16 protein-coding genes and 1 riboswitch are annotated in these 20,918 nt (G+C 39.9%); of the genes, 3 read left to right on the top strand and 13 right to left on the bottom strand.

Annotation, left to right across the window (positions count from 1 at the left end; translation table 11 throughout):
• Positions 1 to 43 precede the first annotated feature (43 nt).
• The 5 genes from F0342_RS07225 to F0342_RS07205 all read right to left on the bottom strand — a co-directional run bounded on the left by F0342_RS07225 (position 44) and on the right by F0342_RS07205 (position 7,431).
• Positions 44 to 1,222, bottom strand: coding sequence for a hypothetical protein (locus F0342_RS07225; RefSeq protein WP_223145709.1), 1,179 nt, complete (start codon positions 1,220 to 1,222; stop codon positions 44 to 46).
• 210 nt (positions 1,223 to 1,432) lie between these two features.
• Entirely contained in the window at positions 1,433 to 2,224 is a 792-nt protein-coding gene (locus F0342_RS07220; protein ID WP_149155300.1) for a TerC family protein, read from the bottom strand.
• A 98-nt stretch (positions 2,225 to 2,322) separates the two neighbouring features.
• Positions 2,323 to 2,420, bottom strand: a riboswitch (yybP-ykoY riboswitch).
• Positions 2,421 to 2,483: 63 nt separating this feature from the next.
• The gene (locus F0342_RS07215; protein WP_149155299.1) at positions 2,484 to 2,945 is read right to left on the bottom strand and encodes a hypothetical protein; all 462 of its coding nucleotides are present in this window, start codon (positions 2,943 to 2,945) and stop codon (positions 2,484 to 2,486) included.
• 186 nt (positions 2,946 to 3,131) lie between these two features.
• The gene (locus F0342_RS07210; protein WP_149155298.1) at positions 3,132 to 4,220 is read right to left on the bottom strand and encodes an SDR family oxidoreductase; all 1,089 of its coding nucleotides are present in this window, start codon (positions 4,218 to 4,220) and stop codon (positions 3,132 to 3,134) included.
• A gap of 121 nt (positions 4,221 to 4,341) precedes the next feature.
• A complete protein-coding gene (locus tag F0342_RS07205; protein WP_149155297.1) occupies positions 4,342 to 7,431 on the bottom strand; it encodes an efflux RND transporter permease subunit in 3,090 nt (1,029 codons plus the stop codon).
• A 196-nt stretch (positions 7,432 to 7,627) separates the two neighbouring features.
• Here F0342_RS07205 and F0342_RS07200 point away from each other — a divergent pair, with 196 nt between their 5' ends.
• Positions 7,628 to 8,500 carry a hypothetical protein gene (locus F0342_RS07200; protein WP_149155296.1) on the top strand — a complete coding sequence of 291 codons (873 nt, stop codon included), beginning with the start codon at positions 7,628 to 7,630 and terminating at the stop codon, positions 8,498 to 8,500.
• 65 nt (positions 8,501 to 8,565) lie between these two features.
• Here the strand turns inward: F0342_RS07200 and nhaC are convergent, their stop codons facing one another.
• The 3 genes from nhaC to F0342_RS07185 all read right to left on the bottom strand — a co-directional run bounded on the left by nhaC (position 8,566) and on the right by F0342_RS07185 (position 12,811).
• Complete coding sequence (gene nhaC, locus F0342_RS07195) at positions 8,566 to 9,972, bottom strand: Na+/H+ antiporter NhaC (protein WP_149155295.1); 1,407 nt, start codon at positions 9,970 to 9,972, stop codon at positions 8,566 to 8,568.
• A gap of 857 nt (positions 9,973 to 10,829) precedes the next feature.
• Positions 10,830 to 12,398, bottom strand: a complete 1,569-nt coding sequence (locus F0342_RS07190; protein WP_149155294.1) for a peptide chain release factor 3 — start codon at positions 12,396 to 12,398, stop codon at positions 10,830 to 10,832.
• A gap of 179 nt (positions 12,399 to 12,577) precedes the next feature.
• Positions 12,578 to 12,811: a YueH family protein gene (locus F0342_RS07185; protein WP_149155293.1), complete on the bottom strand. Its 234-nt coding sequence runs from the start codon at positions 12,809 to 12,811 to the stop codon at positions 12,578 to 12,580.
• A 172-nt stretch (positions 12,812 to 12,983) separates the two neighbouring features.
• Here F0342_RS07185 and F0342_RS07180 point away from each other — a divergent pair, with 172 nt between their 5' ends.
• Positions 12,984 to 14,201 (top strand): NupC/NupG family nucleoside CNT transporter, encoded by a 1,218-nt coding sequence (locus tag F0342_RS07180; RefSeq protein WP_149155292.1) that lies wholly within the window; start codon positions 12,984 to 12,986, stop codon positions 14,199 to 14,201.
• Between the two features lie 49 nt (positions 14,202 to 14,250).
• On the opposite strand, the gene F0342_RS07175 is transcribed toward F0342_RS07180, so the two are convergent.
• From F0342_RS07175 to F0342_RS24755, 4 genes are all read right to left on the bottom strand, one after another.
• Positions 14,251 to 15,303, bottom strand: a complete 1,053-nt coding sequence (locus F0342_RS07175) for a GGDEF domain-containing protein (protein WP_223145708.1) — start codon at positions 15,301 to 15,303, stop codon at positions 14,251 to 14,253.
• A gap of 120 nt (positions 15,304 to 15,423) precedes the next feature.
• A complete protein-coding gene (locus tag F0342_RS07170) occupies positions 15,424 to 16,899 on the bottom strand; it encodes a UDP-N-acetylmuramoyl-L-alanyl-D-glutamate--2,6-diaminopimelate ligase (protein WP_149155290.1) in 1,476 nt (491 codons plus the stop codon).
• A 186-nt stretch (positions 16,900 to 17,085) separates the two neighbouring features.
• Positions 17,086 to 18,141 (bottom strand): M42 family metallopeptidase, encoded by a 1,056-nt coding sequence (locus F0342_RS07165; protein WP_149155289.1) that lies wholly within the window; start codon positions 18,139 to 18,141, stop codon positions 17,086 to 17,088.
• Between the two features lie 57 nt (positions 18,142 to 18,198).
• Positions 18,199 to 18,402, bottom strand: a complete 204-nt coding sequence (locus tag F0342_RS24755; RefSeq protein WP_223145707.1) for a hypothetical protein — start codon at positions 18,400 to 18,402, stop codon at positions 18,199 to 18,201.
• Between the two features lie 164 nt (positions 18,403 to 18,566).
• Between F0342_RS24755 and F0342_RS07155 the strand changes: the two genes are divergently transcribed.
• Positions 18,567 to 19,961: a peptide MFS transporter gene (locus tag F0342_RS07155; protein WP_149155287.1), complete on the top strand. Its 1,395-nt coding sequence runs from the start codon at positions 18,567 to 18,569 to the stop codon at positions 19,959 to 19,961.
• 42 nt (positions 19,962 to 20,003) lie between these two features.
• On the opposite strand, the gene F0342_RS07150 is transcribed toward F0342_RS07155, so the two are convergent.
• The gene (locus F0342_RS07150; protein WP_149155286.1) at positions 20,004 to 20,816 is read right to left on the bottom strand and encodes a YihY/virulence factor BrkB family protein; all 813 of its coding nucleotides are present in this window, start codon (positions 20,814 to 20,816) and stop codon (positions 20,004 to 20,006) included.
• Positions 20,817 to 20,918 lie beyond the last annotated feature (102 nt).

Here is a 20,918-nt window from a genome sequence, read left to right as displayed (position 1 = left end):
TGTCATTAGAATTCCAACTTATCCTGGAGCTATTGCTCTATACTTAATCTTTATTGTGGCCCTTGCCGTTTTCTTTTCCGCTTTCCCTGTTCTGTCCCTGGTGTTCCTTTTGTTTTGCAGCTGGATGATGTTGTTTCTTTTCTTCTTTAACATCATGTCGAGCTTGTTTTTCCTCGTTTTTCATTTGTTTAAGTACTTCTTTACCTTCTTTTTTCACTTGCTTTTGTTGTTGCTTTAATTCTTTTTTCACTTCTTTTTCAACGTGCTGAACTTTTACTGGTGTAGTTTTTTCTGTTTCTTTTTTCACTGTTGGACTTGCCACAGTTTTATTTTCATCTGTGTTTTCATCAGTCGTTGAATCGTTTGCTACTGATTCTTCAACCGGAGTTACAGAGTCATCCTTCATGGATTCATCGGATTCTGTTTCTTCTTGAGCATTTGCTTTTTTCGACGATTTTCCTTCTAGCTTCGCGAGCTTTTCGGCTAATTTCATATAACTTTTTTCAATGTTCTTTTGTAGGGCGGCTTTCGCTTTAGGGTTCTTCACTTTCTCCAGATTAGCTTTAAGAGAAATGATATTTTGTGACATTAATTCTTCCATTTCAGTCATTTCATCGGATTTTTCTTCGGAATCTGCTTCTTCTACAGTTCCTTCTTCATTACCATCTTTGGTTTGTTCAGTTTCACTGTTTTCCTCTTCAGTATTCGATTCATCTTCTGTTTCGCCCGCTGACTCTTTCATTGAATCATCGTTAGAAGCTTCTTCATTCTCACCGTGTGGTAATTCTTCTCCAGAGCGTTGAATCATTTCGATGGCATGATTGATTGCTTCGATGGCTTCCTCTTCTTTACCTTCTTCAAATAAAGCTTCTACTTCAGCAAGTCTTTCTGCTGCATACTCTGCTACTAATTTGGCTTCTTTCGCATCATCCATCGTAAAGGCAAGCTTCACTTTCTCTAGAGCAAGCTTAGCAAAATAAAAGAAATCACCAGGAAGTAATGATGGGGTTTCTTTCTTTTCTAATTTTTCAATTTCTGTTTTAGCAGAATCAATCATAGCTTCATCATTCACTGTAACTCCTGTACTGTCCTTTTGCTCAATTGTAACCGTGTCGAACGTTTTTTCATCGTTATTCGCATAAGCCAATGAACCTGAAAAGCTAATAGATCCTGCTACTAATACAGCTAAAGATGATTTCATTAATTTGGAATGTTTTGTCATATGTACACCTCGGAAGTTAAATTTTTATTGGTCGATCGATTGCCTTATTAAAGGAGTTACGTTATGCGGATTTTTTTTGAGGGGGTTTATACAAATTTAAATTAAAAAAGTTCTCATGGAGGGAATGAATGGTAAGGGGGAGGTAGACATACGATTTCTCATAGTAAAAAAGCTAACGTGAATTTTTCTCACGTTAGCTTTCGATTTTTTTTATTCTGCTTTGGCTTCTGCTTTTGTTTCTGCTTTGGCTTCTTCCTGTTTTGCTTTCTTTCGTGATAATAAATATCCTCCGACTGATAAAAGGATTAATACGGTCCAGAAGACGAGCTTCCATGGCTTTGATTCAGGGAAATGGTGATCCAGGATCGCCACATCAGGATGAGCCAGCGTAAAGACAGCCAGCTTCACCCCAACCCAACCAACAATTAAAAATGCCGCTGATTCCAATGTAGGATATTTCTCCAATAGTTTCACAAACCATGTTGCTGCAAATCGCATGATCACCAAGCCGATTATTCCACCAAGGAACATGACGATAAACTGGCCGCCGTCAATTCCACCGACATCAAACCATCCGGTTGGCTGCAAAGTAACCGCTAAAGCTACGGCAGCTAACATGGAGTCAACTGCAAAGGCGATGTCTGCAAGTTCCACCTTTAATACCGTCGTCCAGAAACCTGAGCCCTTGTTTGACTCTGACTCAACAATTCCCATGTCTTTCCTCTTTTTAACGAAATGATGAATCGACACATAGAATAAATAGATTGCCCCGATGGCTTGAACCTGCCAAACATTCACTAAGAACGAAATGAGAAATAGTGCAGCAAATCTAAAAACAAATGCTCCTAACAGACCATAAAAGAGTGCTTTCTTTCTTTGTTCTACCGGCAGATGTTTAACCATGACCGCCATAACAACTGCATTATCAGCAGCCAGAATTCCTTCAAGACCGACAAGGATGAGCAGTACCCAACCATATTCCAATAACATTGAAGCATCCATTAATGTAAGTCCCTCCTATTTACACAGTTAGTTTTCCAATAGGCAAGGATTTTTATAAAATAAAAAGACCCTTGCCTAAATAAGGCAAAGGTCTTGCTGAGCATAATCATTATGCCAACAAAGCCGATGGAATAATCCATGAACTGACGACTTTGTTTAGGTATGTCACCTATAGCTACTCCCCTTTGACAGGTAGAAAACGTTTAAGTTGTATAGCCATATCTTACCTCATGAATGACGTTTCGTAAAGAGATAAAACTTAATGGATCCGGATGAGAATTGACCGAATGATCAGCCCAAGTACCACTCCGGGAATTACAAACAACATCGGCAAAAAGATAGGTCCTATAAATTCACCAAATAAATATACCTTCGGAGAGTACATCAAGCCAACTGTCACCATATAAGCAGACATGACAAAAGGTAAAAATATATAAGGCTCTTCCTTGGGTTGAGCAAGTTTATAAGCATCCCACATGGCAAACATATAAAGACATGGATAAAACATCAACCATTGATAATCAATTACAGAAGCTGATTTATGGGTTTCCCCTAAAAAACTATACATAATCCCTTGATTGAAGTTACTTTGAACATTGATGATAATCTCAAGAAGCACAAATAACGTTCCCTTAAACCAAAGTCCAACCAGTAATTGCGGAAAACCAGGGAGTGCAATGCTCCATAGAATTCCTTCTAATTTTGTAATAGAAGTCTTCATGGGCATCCCAGCAATTGGAGATGAAGTGAATAAACTATAGGATGTATGTACCGGGTCGGCTCTTGCGTAAGGGAAAATGACATCTCGAGAATCCTCCTATTGATGCTTCTCCCAATATTTTTACCATTTTCCTCCCAATTATTACGAGGATTATGATACTATCTAACAATCTTCATGAAAACATCCTTAATTAATCTTCACATGTAAATTTTCGTGAGAAGAATGTTCAAGATAAAATTCAACCATTTTTTCAATTTGGCTTGAGAGGGTTGGGCATTGAATGTGAGATCCTCTTAAGTCTTCTTGAGCATATTGACAATCGAACCTTCCTTCAAGTGTAAAATAATCAAGCGCTTCACGTTCAACCTTCAAATATCTGCGTACAAACCGAAAGCCCAGTGCCCAATTGGAAAGAGATAAGGGAACTCTTCCCCGCGGCTGTTTCTTGTACATATGCCATAGAATCTGTTCATACACTTCCTTTACCGTCACTGGTTGTGGATCGGTAAGATGATAGGTTTTTCCTGTTCCGATCCCTTCGTGGCCGAGGTATATAGAAGCTCGGACGACATATTCTACGGGAACGATATTGATAAGGGCATTTCCTTCTCCGAGAAAGGGTATCCAAGGTAAAAACGATAATCGTTTAAACATATTCATAATAAAATACGGGCCATCAAACTTAACTGTCTCACCCGTCTTTGAACTTCCTTTAACGATACCTGGACGAATGATCGTAATCGGCAGGATTTCCTTCAGTTCCGCAACGTATACCTCTGCTTCATACTTTGTCTGTTCGTAAAAATTATTAAAGCTGTCTGGATACTCAAGCTCGTTCTCATAAACTTCTCCTTTACGTGTACCGGCCACAAACGCAGTAGAGAAATAAACATATCTCTTTAATCGGTGAAGAGTTTTACAGAAAGAATTAACGTGTCGTGTTCCCTCGACGTTTACTTTAAATGCAAGATTTTCAGGCACGGCAAGATCATAGATGGCAGCCAAGTGCCAGACATACTCCACAGTTTCTCGTATTTCACCTATTTTTTCTTCAGACATTCCAAGGTCATGTTGTGTAATGTCCCCCTTCACTAAAATGAGGTCGGTTCCTTTGTTTCCTGCAAGCTTCCCGGCTAATTCCTCTGCTTCTATAGTGATAGTGTCTAAATGGAGCAAGTAGATTGTTGATGCCTTCTCTTGACTAATTAATTCTTCCACAATATTACGACTCAAAAACCCTGGAAACCCTGTGATTAAATATATCCCTTTCTTCATATCGCTTCCCCCCTCCAAGTCTTTCAAAATGGGAAATAAAAAAGCTAACCTGCAGTCTAAGGTACCTGCTTTATTTAAAGAGGTGACTACTTAGCTGTAAGGTTAGCTCGTTTGATTTTGACTATTCTTTATTACCGTATGCTTCACGATTTCTCTTCATTCTTCTCGTTTCTTTATCAAAGAAGCTATATACTATCGGAATGACATAAATCGTTAACAGTGTACTGCTTATTAACCCACCAATTACGGCTACACCCATCGGCTGATTGATCTCAGTACCTTCCCCGAGTCCGAGAGCAAGAGGTAACAAGCCAAGTATAGTCGTCAATGCGGTCATTAATATCGGCCGTGCCCGATCTTGAACCGCTTCAACAATACTATCAAAGCTATTGGTTCCTGATTCTTTTCGCTGGTTGATGTAATCGACAATCACAATCGCATTGTTTACAACAATGCCTGACAGGACAATGACACCAATAATCGCTGAAATGCTTATAGGTGTTTGAGTTACCGCCAGAGCTATTGCGACCCCGATGACCATGAGCGGCACAGTAAACATAATGACAAATGGATACTTAAATGATTCAAACTGTGCAGCCATGACCATATAGACAAGAACAATTGCGAGTCCAAGTGCAAGTGCCATATCGTCAATGGAGTCTTCTAGTAACTCCCTGTCACCACTGAATGAAACCAAAGTCTCATTCGGAAGTTCCAAAGATTCTATCTTCTCATCCACAGCTTTCGAAATTGTCCCGAGATTGGTGGACGATGAATACTTCAAAGTGAATTGAACTGCGTGCTGTTGATCGATTCTTTGTATACTGACAGGACCATCTTCTATCGAAAAATCCACTACAGAATTTAATTGAATATACTTTCCTTGTCCGTTAGGGATCAGTAGTTTCTTCAGAGAGTCCAGATTCTCAGTAATATTACGGTCATATTGGACGAGTACATTTATGACATCAGACGTTTCTGTAACCATTTGTGTCGCCAATACACCTCGTGTTACATCCTGTACAAGGGTGCCTATCTGAGCTGGTGCCAGCCCTTGTTCGAGAGCTTTGTCACGGTTCACTTTCATTTGGACTTCTTTGACCGTTTCCATTTGATCGGTCATCACTTCTGATACGTTTTTCATACCCTTCAAAGAATTAAATAATGCATCAACAGATTGATCCAATCGATTTGGATCTGTATCCCTTAAGTTGAACGTCAGGGTTTGAGGACTAGAACCTGATGTTGACTGAAGGTTAAATGAAATTTCCGATGAATCATTTACGTTTTTCGCAGCTTTTTCTATCTCAGGTTTTATTTCATCTACAAAAGTGAAGATGGATCTCCCGCGATCTTCTAGAGGCTTCATTTTCACATACACTTCGGCAATATTCCCTTTTGAACTTCCTCTAAAGGACTCTTCCTGGGTTGTACCGACCAGGCTTACAAAAACATCAACATCTTTTTCCTTTTCCAGCCTATCTTCAATTGCGTTTACAACTTTATTCGTCTCTTCCACGGATGCTCCATTATCTAATTCAACTCTCAAATTAAAAAAACCTTCATCCGTAGGTGGTAAAAACTGTGTTCCTACCGTCGTTAACCCAAAACCACCTGCGACCAGAGTGAGAGCCGTAATAAACAGGACGGTGAATCGATGACGAAGGGCCCACTTGACAGATCTGGCAAATGTTTTTCTGCTCTTGGAGCGCCTTCGCTTCGCTTCGAGATTTCCTTTAGGCTTCTTCAATAATCTGCTTGCTAGCATCGGGATGACCGTTAAGGCTACTACGAGCGATGCTAATAAGCTAAAAGAAATGGTCAGGGCAAATTCGGTAAATAATTCACCAAGCAAACCTGAAATAAAGACAACTGGTAAAAACACGGCAACTGTTGTTAAAGTAGATGCCGTAATGGCTCCACCCACTTCTTTAGCTCCGATACTCGCAGCCTCTCTGGGTGTTTTCCCAAGAGAAAGGTGCCGATAAATATTTTCAATTACAACAATGGCATTATCCACAAGCATCCCAATTCCAAGGGCAAGTGCTCCGAGAGTCATGATATTTAAAGCAAAATCAGCAAAGAACATTAAGACAAATGTAACTATGACAGAGTATGGAATTGCCACACCAATGATTAACGGACTCTTTACATTCTTCAAGAATAGAAATAGAACAAGCATGGCAAATGCCCCGCCAATGATTAGGGAATTTGCAATATTTCCTATCGCTTGGGTAATGTAATCCCCCTGATCAAAGAGAATGTCTGCCTTGATTGATTTGTATTGGTCTTGTTGAAGTAGACGATCCAGTTCATCTTGAAATGCTTTTGAAACAGAAGCTGTGTTTGCGTCGGATTGTTGTAACACACTAAAAAGGATGGCAGATTCTTGATTGGCACGAGTGATCGTATTTGTGTCCTGCTGTTTCTTCTCAACAGCCGCCACTTCCCCAAGGGTAATCTTCTTACCATTTTGAGGATTCACTTGAAGCACCAATTTTTTCAGTTCATCAACGGACTGTAATTCACTCATAACACGGGTGGTTAAGGTTTGTCCATCAGTTTCTATAGTATCCCCAGGTGATGTTACATTACTTGCTCTAATCGTGTTAATAACGTCAGATTGACTTAGACGATTATCTTTAAGTGCTTGTTGATTTAATTCAATGACCACTTCATCCTTGAGTGAACCAGAAACGTTTACATTGGCCACTCCTTCAACCCGGGTTAATTCCAATTTCAAATTCTCGGATAGCGTTTTTAAATTACTTTCCTTACCCTCTTCACGTAACGAGAATTGAATGATTGGAAATTGGGCTGGATCGAACTTAAGAAACCTGGGATTATCCGCCCCATCCGGAAGTGGAGTTTGATCCATTCTTTGAAGGACATCATTTTCTATCTCATCAATGGAAGTTGTCCATGAAAATTCAAGGAGAATGAAGTTTGAGCCTTCCCTGGAAGTAGATTGGATGTTTTTCATTCCTGGTAAAGTTGACAAGCTTTCTTCCAGTGGCTTAGTCAACTTTTCCACCACTTCTTCAGGACTGGCGCCCGGATAATTGGTCACGACGACCCCGACTGGAGGATTGAGATCAGGAATGAGCTTCAATGGGATTCGGAGGAGGGACACTCCTCCAAGAATAAGAATGAGTAGCATTGTGACTATGGTGAATACGGGACGGCGTATGGAAAAATCACTAATTTTCAAACGGGTGCTCCCCTTTCTATATCTATATTGTTCACTACGTTTCGGAAGCAGTTAATGTTAACTATAGTCTCTTCAGGAAAATCCTTCAATATTAAAGCTTATACAAGAGAAAAGTTTCACAAATTATTCACCTCGATAAATAAATACACCTAATCTGTAAACACTATTTTTATAATGAAACGTTAGGAGCATTAGTATGGCGAATTGGGTTCCATTTGTATCCCTTAGTCTTATCAGCATTATCCTGTTGGTAATAATTGTCGTTAAGAACCGTCATATGTCTGCTCGGATTTTATTATTTTGGCTTTTCATTTCCGGTTTAGCTTATGTATTTGAATATATCATCTTTGTTTTATTTAACAGCTATACGTATCATCCCCATATATTATCGAATAATTACAATGACAGCGTGTTAGGATCGATTAGTTCCCAGGCCTTTTCAGTGCCAATCGCGATCACGTATATTGTTGTATATCATTTAAGAGCAACCAGGATTGCCTTGATCGTTGGTTTATTCTTTCTCATTGAAACATGGTTCACCTATTCAAGTTTGTACGAACACCATTGGTGGCAATCGTATTACACATCATTTTTCTTAATCATTGCTGTCATACTGTCTAAAGCGTGGTGGAAGCTGTTTGAAAATGATCCTAATCACTATGTACTATTCATTACCTTGTTTTTTGCTCTGTCGACCGTCTCTCTATCATGTGCCTGGATTCTTTCATCCCTTTTGGAACTATATATCATCCCATTGCATCATTTCTCTAATCCTACACGGGACTTGATTGCGGGAAATGCGGTGTACATTTGGTTTACCACCTATCTTTATACACTGGTGATCTTCTTTAGATATAAGGATAAGCAATATGCACTGTTGACCATCCTTTTCCTGTTAACCATAGAAGTATTCATGATCCAAGAAGGTGTGTTGCTACTAAAGAAACCAATCATGATGATGGTTCTTCCCCTTTTTCATTTTTCAGTGATTATAATTGGGGGATATTGTTACAATCATCATTTCCCAAATTATGTTGAAATTACACGAAAAGGACTGCACTCTGGATAATTCATCTTTAGAAAAAATTCGATGAATGACCAGTACAGTCCTTTTTATTTCTTCTTTATAAAATGTTAGTTTGAGGCAATTGGATTCGTTTCGGTATGTTCTTTTTCTATGGTCCAGCCGGTAAATCCATAAAGAATCGTTATGACGGGAGAAATGAGACAAAAGATTGCAAACGGTAAATACTCTACCGTGGAGACACCTAATACATCAGTTAAGAATATACCACATACACTCCATGGCACTAACGGGTTAATGACCGTTCCAGCATCTTCTAACGTACGTGATAAGTTCTTGGGATGTAACCCAAGCTTCTTATATTGGGATTGAAATGCTTCCCCCGTTAATAGGATGGACAGATACTGTTCCCCTACAACCAGGTTTATACCGATGGCCGATAGAGCCGTTGAAAGAATCGTCCTTCTTCCTGATTGAAGGATCGTTGAAATTTTATTAAGTAAGACAGGTATAATACCAAGCTTAAATAATAATCCACCAAGGCTTAGAGAAAGGATGACAAGGGAAATCGTAAACATCATGCTGTTTACCCCTCCTCTTGTTAAAAGGGAGTCAATGGATTCCACACCCGTTTTTGACTCGTACCCTGAAAATAAAACCTGGAACAGTTCATTCAGCTTCAAAGATCCATGTAAGAACGAAAGGCCCATTGAGACAACTATATTGATCGCAAGTGTTAGTAGTGCAGGGGTCTTAAATACAATGAGAGCAATTAGGAATAATACAGGAAGGAGACTGTACCAATGAATCAGACCTGTTTGATCCAAGCCATCCTGTAACGATTTCAGCTGGGTTAAATTCACATCACTTGTTTCCGGTGATAAAAACCCAAAAACGATGAGTGTAATAATGAATGCAGGGACAGTTGTCCAGGCCATATTACGAATATGAGTAAATAAATCTACCTTCACAATAGAAGAAGCAAGGTTCGTTGTGTCTGATAATGGCGACATCTTATCTCCAAAAAAAGCTCCTGAAACAATCGCTCCTGCTGTGATACTCATAGACAGTCCCATCGCCTCACCGATTCCGATAAGCGCTACCCCTATGGTTGCCGCCGTCGTCAATGAACTTCCAATCACGATTCCGCTCAAGGAAGTAAGCAAAAAGGCAATCGCATAAAAATAATTGGGTGATACAAATTCAAATCCATAAAACATCAAAGTGGGAATGGTTCCACTGAGTAGCCAACTGCTCACAAGAAGACCAATGAAGAAAAAGAGTAAAATAGCTCCTAAGCCACCTTGTGCCCCAACAATCATCCCTTGTTCAATCTCTTTGAATTTCACTTTACGACTTAGCCCATACACCATCAAAAAGAAGAGCGATAGGATAATGGGAATATGAGGGACTGATTCGAGCCCAATAATACTGCCACTGATAATCCCCAGTACAGCGAGCAATATCACTGATGCTTCTATAACATTTGGTTTGTTTACGCTTTGGATGTTTAACATAGTAACACTTCCTTCTCTAAGTTGAAATTGATGAATTGGAATAGAAAGAACAACAAAAAGAACTCTCCATCCCGAATAGGGACGAAGAGTTCTCCGCGTTACCACCCTAATTGGAATGAACCTATTGTCATACATTACCACTATTCATTACTCACTACTACTCATGAATAGTTGACAATTGATTTATTCCCACTTCATAAAGGTTTGTCCCTGGATAAATCCTCATTTAATTAGAGGATTTATAAGCAATGTAATTCAGAAATAAAGGACCTAAGCTTTCACCTGCCGCTTAGTCTCTGATTGCTGTCTTCCTATTTCCTACTGCGTTGCTCAAGACAAAGATATTTAATTCATTCGCTAAGAGATCGCAAGGGGGATCAGCCTCTTTCTCTCTTAAACGCTTTTAAGCACTAAAGTATTTATAGTAGTATTTTATCATCGTATCGAAATATGTCAATGATATTCATAAAAAAAAATGGCCTCTTTTGCAAGAAGAGAGGTCATTTCAGCTATACAAATAGGGATTTCGCAAATGGTTCTTTTGCCTCATGAGCCGATTTTCAGATGAAGTAACCTTGTGCACAATCAACACCGATTTTTTTACAGAATAGCAATTCTTCTTTCCTCTCCATTCCACATGCGATGTTCATTTTTAACTCTCCTCCCTTTATTATGAAAATATACCTTATATGCATATAACTAAGATTTTCCTCCTGGATAATGCTACTAATATACTTTTATTTTGGGATAAATTCACTTGATAATGGGGGAAACTCAATCGGCACCAGTTGCCACTTTCAATCCGATTACAAAAAAACACCCCGCCAAGTCTAATTCTTGAGGGGTGTTCACGACTATTACATCAAACTATATAGTCGAATGTCCGGATTTTTATCATTGAACCATCTCATGGCAAAATCATTTTCAAACAAAAAGACCAGGTTATCATGACGGTCTTTCACCAGCATGCTTCGAGAGCTTGACATTGTTTCCTTAACATCTTCTTCATTTTCAATCCATCTAGCTATTTTTGATCCAATCGGTTCCATTTTCACATCAACGTTGTACTCATTTTTCATTCTGTGCTCGAATACTTCAAACTGAAGCTGCCCGACTGCACCTAGGATGATATCTTCGGTGCGGGTCTTATAGTATTGGATGGCCCCTTCTTGAACAAGTTGAAGAATCCCTTTTTGAAAATGCTTCTGTTTCATTACGTTCTTAGCTGTAACACGAACAAAAAGTTCCGGTGTAAATTGAGGGAGCTTTTCATATTGGAAGCTTTGCTTTCCTTGAACAAGCGTATCACCGATTTGATACGTACCCGTGTCATAAACCCCGATGATATCCCCACTCACTGCTTCGTTTACAGTGCTTCGATCGTCTGCAAGAAATTGTGTAGATTGAGCAAGCTTAATCGATTTACCTGTGCGGGAAAGATTAACCGTCATACCTCTCTCGAATTGTCCTGAACAGATGCGGACAAATGCAATCCGGTCACGGTGAGCGGGATTCATATTAGCTTGAATTTTGAACACGAAACCAGAAAACTCCTCTGCTGTTGGCTCGATTTCTCCAGCGTCGGAATTCCTTGGATGAGGAGATGGTGCGAATTGTAAATACGTTTCCAGAAACGTCTGAACACCGAAATTCGTTAATGCACTTCCGAAGAAAACGGGAGAAAGCTCTCCATTCGCTATTCGCTCACGTGAAAACTGGTTTCCCGCTTCGTTCAGAAGCAACACATCTTCAAGGGTCTGATCATATAAATTGCTTTCCTTCAAGGGATGTTCTCCCTCGATTTCACCTTCTTCGTTTAAAGGAATAAAACGATCTTCATCCTCCACGCGGAATTGCTCTATTCGATTATGGAAGCGATCATAGATACCTAAGAATTCTTTCCCCATTCCTATCGGCCAATTCATCGGATAAGATTGAATTCCAAGTACTTCTTCAAGCTCTTCCAACAACTCCAATGGCTCACGGCCTTGACGGTCGAGCTTATTAATAAATGTGAAGATCGGTATGCCTCTCATTCGGCAAACTTTGAAAAGCTTTAAGGTTTGCGCTTCAATCCCTTTGGCTGAATCGATGATCATAACCGCACTATCAACAGCCATCAACGTTCTATAAGTATCTTCAGAAAAGTCTTGGTGGCCAGGTGTATCCAGGATATTCACCCGATAATCATCATAGTCGAAAGCCATCACAGAAGAAGTGACCGAAATCCCTCTCTGCTTCTCAATTTCCATCCAGTCAGATGTAGCGAACTTTCCTGATTTCTTACCTTTTACAGTACCAGCTGCCCGAATCGCCCCTCCAAAGAGAAGAAGTTGCTCAGTTAATGTTGTTTTCCCGGCATCCGGGTGGGAAATAATAGCGAAAGTCCGTCTTGACTGAACTTCCTGTATAAAGTCTATTTTCATTCATAAAATCCTTTCTCGGCATTCTCACTTTCTCATCATATTCGTTCTAAAGTGACAATGCAACAAAGAATCAACACCTTGGTAAATCAGGCATGTTTCACACATCATTTCTTATAGGTAGAATTTGCATTTTCACTATCTCGCTTTTACAGTATTCACCAAAATGGCTTTAAGGACACTTACATTTCACTTGTCCATTGAACAATTCGGGAACTTAGTGTTTCTGCTGTTTCTTTTGAAACCCTTCCTTGTAATGACTCCAGTAATTTTGTTTGTATATTATCTTCACCATAGGTAAAAGAATAAGACCATCGAATATCCGGGACTGAAATCAATATGAACTCATCTTTCTTGTTTTCATAGATATATACTTTTTGTTCCAAGCCTTCCAAAAAATTTTTTCTGATCTTCAAAATGTGTATCCCCTTTCATGAAAACGCTTTATTGGCGCATACTAATGACGATGTTGTCCGTACAACTTTACGAAAATCATGTAATTGTAGGTTGTCAGACGTCTGAAAGAATTGTAAAATAAAAAACCGAAAGCATCAAGTTACAAACTTAAATTTCGAAGAGGTGAAAGAAGTGCAATATTTATGGGGTATCATGGGTATCATTGTCGTTCTGGGAATTGCTTTTGCATTTTCTACGAACAAAAAGCGTATTAATTTCAGAACCGTCCTTGGAGGACTAGCTATACAGTTATTTTTCGCTTTTATCGTGTTGGAAACTTCTTGGGGTCAGAATTCTCTTAAAGGATTGACTCAAGTTGTAAACGCTATTATCAATTATTCAAATGAAGGGATCACCTTCCTTTTCGGTGGTCTTTATACGGAAGAATCCAATATAGCGTTTATTTTTGCGTTTAATGTCCTTCCTGTCGTTATTTTCTTTTCCGCTTTAATTTCAGTCCTTTACTACCTTAAAATCATGCAATTTTTCATCAAAATTTTAGGTGGCGGACTGGCTAAGCTGTTAGGAACAAGAAAGGCGGAGTCACTTTCTGCAGCAGCTAATATTTTCGTAGGACAAACTGAGGCTCCGTTAGTAGTAAGACCTTATCTATCTAAAATGACTGAATCGGAACTTTTCGCAGTCATGACAGGTGGACTGGCTTCCGTTGCCGGTTCCGTATTAGTCGGGTATTCCTTATTAGGGGTTCCTTTGGAATATTTACTGGCAGCAAGCTTCATGGCAGCTCCTGCAGGACTAGTATTGGCAAAGTTATTTGTACCTGAGACGGATAGTACGCCTGAACCAAAAGAACTTGATATGGAAGCGGATTCTGATTCGGCAAATGTGATCGATGCAGCGGCTAAAGGTGCCAGCGTCGGGCTTCAATTAGCTTTAAATATCGGTGCAATGCTACTGGCATTCATTGCACTTGTAGCGATGATCAATGGATTGCTTGGCTTAGTCGGTGGCTGGTTCGGTATGGACACCCTTTCACTTGAGCTTATACTTGGTTATGCCTTTGCTCCACTTGCTTTCGCTATCGGTGTTCCTTGGAGTGAGGCAGTCATCGCCGGAAACTTCATTGGACAAAAGCTTGTCATCAACGAATTCGTTGCTTATTCCACATTTGCTCCTGAAATCGGGAACTTATCGGATAAAGCTGTAGCCATCATCTCCTTCGCTCTTTGTGGATTTGCGAACCTTTCTTCATTAGGTATTTTACTTGGTGGACTTGGTAACCTTGCCCCTGACCGAAGAGGAGATATCGCTCGCTTAGGATTAAAAGCCGTCATTGCCGGTGCTCTCGCTTCGTTACTAAGTGCCGCAATTGCTGGTATGTTCGTATAATATATAATCATAAAGAAGCTGTCCTCAAGGAGGACAGCTTCTTTTCATTCTAGACTGCTGATGGAATGAAAAGCTCACCATTAGCAAGACAGGCCCTTCCCTTCCCGGCTTTCTTAGCTACATAAAGCCTTTGATCGGCAAGTGCGATTAGTTTTTCCGGGTCTTCGGCTTCCGTTGTTTCAGCCTGACCGAAACTCATGGAAATCGATATAGGTGCTAAGGTCTCCAATCGGCTGTATAATTCCTTTAAAAACTGATGAATAACATCGTCATCCATATGTGGCAATAAGATGACAAATTCTTCTCCTCCATATCGAAATGCCTGTCCATTATAGATCTCCGAGAGAGTACGAAAGACTTCTCCAACCTTTCGAATCACATCATCCCCGGTTAAATGCCCGTATTCATCATTCACTTTCTTGAAGTCATCGATGTCACCAAGGAGTACGGTGAAAGATTCATTCGCATCCAATTTCCGTCTAAACTTTTCCTGAAATGATAGCTGATTGAATAAGCCAGATAAATAATCTCTATGGGCGAGATGATGATAGACTTCCTTTTGCGCATAATGGGCTCGTTCCCTCAGCATAATCAGAGCACCGAAAAGGCCAATGATCCAAAGGAAAAACATATTAAAAGAAAGAGTGAAATAATGTTGGAATTCCGTTAAGTTGACGGTCACGATTCCCATCAAAAGGTATGCAAGACTAAATACTGCAAGAGAAATGAGGGCCCCTTTGGTTCTCCAATAAATGGTTGCATGCATGACAAACAAAATTGAAATCGGATAAAGCGGACTATGTATCCCTTCTGATAAAAACATCAGCCAGATTAATGCCAGAAAATCGAACATAATCCCCGCTTTTAAAATGAGTTGGAGACTTCTCTTATCATCCCGGGCACGTACAAGTGCAATTTGAGTCACAAGCATATAGATGAACCCGGATACTAATAAATAGGGAAAGACCGCTTTATTGGTAGTGATATTATCTGAAAAGGGTGGTACGTAAAATATGAGTGTAGCGATCACTACAAACAGCCACCTCAAAGTAGAAAACAACTTCTCTGTTTCGTAATCATTCAAGTACAACGAAAATCTCATAAGCTTCATTCTCTCATCATTTAATATAGTTTAAATTTACCAAAGACTGTGAAATTCGTCTATCACATATCAAAAAAACAGACCAACATCTGTCATATTGGTCTGTTGCTCAGGAGAAGATTATTCAGTTCCACAGTACTTCAACTTGCTCTCTTCGATCGCAATATTTTTGTCACTATGAGGATATTTCGTATTTTCGATGATCTGATAATCCTCATGGCCTTTACCGGCAAAGATGATAATATCCCCAGGTTCACTTACTTCCACTGCATGCTTAACCGCTTCTGCTCGATCTCCAATCAAAGCATATTGTTCATGCTGCATTCCTTTTTCAAGATCTTTTAGAATGCTATCGTATTCTTCATACCGCGGGTCGTCTGTTGTTAAGATGACATAGTCTGCTAATGATGCTTTTTCTGCCATGGTCGGACGTTTTGTCTTATCACGGTTCCCTCCTGTACCAACGAGGAAAATGATTTTGTTTTCTTTAAACGGCAGGACGGATTGAATGGCATTTTCAATTGCATCCGGCGTATGTGCATAATCGATGTAAACGGATAGAGGTGCTTCCATTTCAACCTTCTCCATTCTTCCGCTTACAGGTGGGAGATCGCGAACAATTTCCACTAGTCTGGATACTTCCATCCCTTTCGCATACAAACATGCCATGGCTGTCAGTACATTGTAAACATTGAACTTTCCTAATAACTTCATTTCTACCTCAAAGCTTCCTTGGGGAGATACAAGCGTAAACTTCGTTAAATCATTAAAATATTTTACATTTTCTGCTTTAAAGTCTGCGTGCCCTTCAAGTCCATAGCTAATCACTTCATGAGGAGTCATATAGCTGTAGCGCTCATACCATTCGTCATCTGCATTAAGAACAGCGTACTTTGGATTTTGAAGGTCCTGACCTAATTGAGAAAACAATAATCCTTTGGCATAGCCATAGTGTTCCATCGTTCCGTGATAATCCAAATGATCATGACTTAAGTTGGTGAAAGCCACTACATCAAAGTCGATGCCCCAAAGCCTCCCCAATGCAAGTCCGTGTGAAGATACTTCAAGGGTGAAATTCTGAATATCGCGATTTATAGCTCTTTGTAGCATCTGCTGGTTCGTTAAGTTGTCACAGGTTGTGTTTTCACTCGGAAGTAACTCTCCATTTAAATTAAAGCCGATTGTACCGGATAATGCAGAACTCCGATCGTCTTTTTTCAGGATGGAGTGGATCAGGTTACTCACTGTTGTCTTTCCGTTGGTTCCCGTTACGCCGAAAACCGTTAACTTCCGGGAAGGATAATCATAATACTTATTGGATAATTGAGCCAAGGCTTTGAATGAGTCTTTGACTACGATTAATGCGGCTTTATTTAAATCAATGTCTAATTGTTTTTCTGCAACGATCAGGGTGGCTCCTTTTTCAACGGCCATCTGTGCATAATCATGTCCATCCACTGTGTAGCCTCTTGTACATACAAACATGCTGCCTTCTGTCACTTTTCTGGAATCGACATGAACTTCGTTTATTTCTGAAGGCAGTTCACCGTAAATGGTTTTTAATTTAATGCTGTCTAATAATTTATATGTAATCATTTGCTTACCTCTTTTGTATTAATATTGTATCTATTTTATCTTATCATCTTCGCTTTGATAAGAGAAATACCTCCTAAAATCAAAACAAACTTTTCTCACACAAATGTCACCATACCCCATTCACAATGACTAAAACAAAAAAGTCTTTGATCACACCCATAGTAAGGGTGACCAAAGACTTCACATTTACTCCACAACCATCTTTGATTGAACATAGTTCCAAAGTAATTTTTCCGTATTGAGAATCGAGGATTCATGCGTTCGCTCATATGCATGAGAAGCATCGATTCCTGCCCCGATCAGTCCATGAACGATATCAAAGCCTGCACGGATTGCGGCTGATGCATCGGACCCATAGTAAGGATAAATATCGACTTTATATTCGATCCCGTTTTCTTCAGCTAATGAGACTAAGTGTTTACGCAATCCGTAATGATAGGGTCCACTCGAGTCCTTCGCACAAATAGAAACCGTGTATTCATCCGTCGATTGTCCATCACCGATTGCTCCCATATCCACCGCCAGGTATTCAATGGTTTCGTCAGGAATATTAGAATTCCCCCCGTATCCGATTTCTTCATTATTGGATATTAAGAAGTGGGTCGTATAAGGAAGAGTGATTCCCTCTGATTTGATTTGGTGAATCAAGCGTAGAAGCATACCAACACTTGCCTTATCATCTAAGTGGCGGGACTTAATAAACCCGCTTTCTGTAATTTCAGCACGCGGATCAAAGGAAACAAAGTCACCCACGTCAATGCCAAGTTCCCTTACTTCCTTTGCATTTTGGACTTTTTCGTCAATGCGGACTTCTATATTTGTTTCGTCCCTTTTCGCCTCACCCGCATTTTTGTATACATGGACGGATGTTTGATGCATGAGGATGGTTCCACTGTAGGTTCTGCCTGAAGAAGTTTCAATCTGACAATACTCCCCTTCGACTGCATTCCATCTGAATCCACCTATCATGGACAAACGCAAACGTCCATCTCCCTTGATTTCCTTGACCATGGCGCCAAGGGCGTCCACATGGGCCGTCAGCATACGATGCCTTCCTGTATCTTCGCCAGGCAGCGTAATGATCAGTGCACCTTTTCTGTTTCTTTTCATTTCTACATTAAGGTATGAAAGATAGTCCTCAACAAAATTCATTATCTTATTCGTGTTTCCTGAAGGACTTGGAATTTCAACAAGCTCCTTAATTATTTCAAGCGTTTTCTTCGTATCTGGATATGTATTCAATTGACTCCCTCCCTTATCGTATTATACCGTCAATTGGAAGCTTACTACAAATGTTGTTTACCGAATATTCCATCTAATACGCTTAGATTTTTTAATCGCTTCTCTTTCAAAGCTCTTTCTTTTCTCTTTTTGAAACGGATGAAGATACCCACAGTTCTCACAGCAGTAAAAGCCAATATTTCCTCTGATCTTTTGTCCATGAGGCAAAATCGTAAGCCCATCACCATATTCTTCTCTCAAGAATATTTCACTTTCAGTCAAATCCGGGTGACCGCAATATAAACAACCATTAAACCCCATATTTTCCACCGTCCCTTTTTGTACATGCCTATGAAGGGAACGGGGATACTATGAATGGATTCGTAGGAAGTTTACTGTAGCCCCTAATCATTACCCATAAAAATCATCTAAGAAACAGGAGTGATATAGTGAACTCATCAACACTGGACAATTTACCTCAAGGAAAGAAACATCCGAAAGGGTTATATCTATTATTCTTCACAGAATTATGGGAACGGTATAGCTACTATGGAATGAGGGCTCTTCTCGTCCTCTATCTAACAACTGCATTTGTAAGCGGGGGATTAGGTGTGGACCCTGCCAAGGCTTTATCCATCTATGGAATTTATACAGGAAGTGTATATTTCACACCAATATTCGGAGGCTGGATGACAGATCGCTATATAGGGTTGAGAAGAGCGATTACTATTGGTGGCATCACAATGGCATGCGGAGATTTTTTAATCTTCCTTACCCACTCCCAAACTGGGCTGTATGCAGGATTAGCCCTACTAGTGATCGGAAATGGTTTCTTCAAGCCGAATATTTCAACTCTGGTTGGTGAGCTCTATCCCCGACATGATAAACGAAAGGATGCAGCCTTTACAATTTTTTATATGGGGATTAACCTGGGAGCATTATTTGCACCGCTTATTGCAGGGTTTCTCGCAGAGGATTTATTTCTTAAAACACTTGCGGATGGTACGATGCACTATGGATTTAAATGGGCTTTCCTTGCATCCTCCATCGGAATGGTTACTGGACAAATCATCTTTAGCACATTAAATAATAAGTATCTCGGAAATGTTGGACTAAAGCCCAATAAAGCGTTGGCGGAAGAAGCGAACGAGAACCAAAATGTTCCTCTGACAAAGAAAGAAAAGCAGCGGACAACAGCCATTCTAATCCTAGCTTGCTTTGTCGTTTTCTTCTGGGCGGGCTTTGAACAGGCAGGAAGCTCGTTCACTCTATACACGAAACATTTCATCGATCGAGAAGTGTTCGGCTACACTATACCTGTCGCCTGGTTCCAATCTGTTAACCCCTTGTTCATTGTGATTCTGGCACCTATTCTATCAAGTGTCTGGTTAAAGCTTTCAAGATCAAATCGAGGGGATCTGAACATGACGACAAAAATGGGAATAGGAATGATTCTCCTCGGACTCGGATTTATGATCCTCATTCCGGCAGTCATGCAAACCGGTTCTGATGAACAGAATATCACCATAAAGGCAAACTTACTGTTTATCGTCTTTACTTACCTTCTGCACACTCTTGGAGAACTCTTTTTATCGCCTGTCGGTTTGTCTCTGGTCAGTAAAGTAGCACCTGTTAAAATCGCATCCTTGCTGATGGGTGTTTGGATGGCAGCCATAGGGGTGGCGAGCCTTCTTGCCGGACAATTGGCTTCCCTGACAGCCACACTGGGATATTTGGAAATTTTCGCTGTCATCGGTGCCACCGCCATTATCCTTGGTTTCGTCTTAATTGCCATTTCGAAAAAACTTGTCTTAATGATGAGAGAAGAAAATCAAACGTGAAAGAAATTAAAAGCCGCTGGGCAATCAAGTCAGGCGGCTTTCCTATTTTACTTTCTTCTCAGCTACACTTCCGTTCAATAATCCACCGATCAATAAAATCGTGGAGGAAATGTAAAACCATACAACTAACGTAATGACGCTGCCAAGCTGACCATAAAACTGGGAATAGTCATTCAATTTAACATAGGTACCATATAACCAGGAAACCCCTTGCCAGCCAAAGGTGGCGACTAGTGCACCGGGTATGACATGAAGGAACGAAATTCTTTTACTTGGAACAACCATATAAAGAAACAGGAATAGTATGAACATAAATATCGAACTTAAACCCCATTTTCCTATAACCCATGCTTGACTCCATTCTCCGTAAATCTTCCCTTCTGCGAACCTTGCATGACGTATATATTCCTCAACCACTGGTACAATAAGAGAAAATGAAATAAGGAACATAAAACCGACTGTCAATAATAGATCATATAATAACGCAACCAGAAAGGGTTTCTTCCTCTCGATTTTATACGCTTTATTCAATGATCTCACCATGGATTGGACAGCCATAGAAGAAAGCCAGAAGGTAAAGAAGATGGAAATGGACAACACATCTCCACGTTGGTCATACAAAATACGATCTATATTATTTTGAATGATGGCGTACGATTTATCAGGTGCAAAAGGCTTAATCAGAAGCAATACATTGGTTTCCGAAATAGGCAGATAGCTAATCAACGAAAAGACAAAAATTAAAAAAGGAAAGATTGATAATAACAAATAATACGCCAACTGTGCAGAATGATCGAAGAATCGTTCCTTAAAAAATCGAACTGCCACATTCTTAGAATGATGTAAGATATTCATGGGTTTTAAACTCCTAAATAGGAAATGATATTCTTATTTTCCCCTTTCATGCACAATTCAATCATTTTTGAACAGCTTTGCATTATCATTTGTCCATTCTTC

Origin of the sequence: Bacillus sp. CH30_1T, from assembly GCF_008364765.1 — a bacterium.
Classification (GTDB): Bacteria; Bacillota; Bacilli; order Bacillales; family Bacillaceae_B; genus Rossellomorea.
The sequence above is the reverse complement of the archived record's forward strand: the minus strand, read 5'-3'. Positions and strand labels throughout refer to the sequence as shown.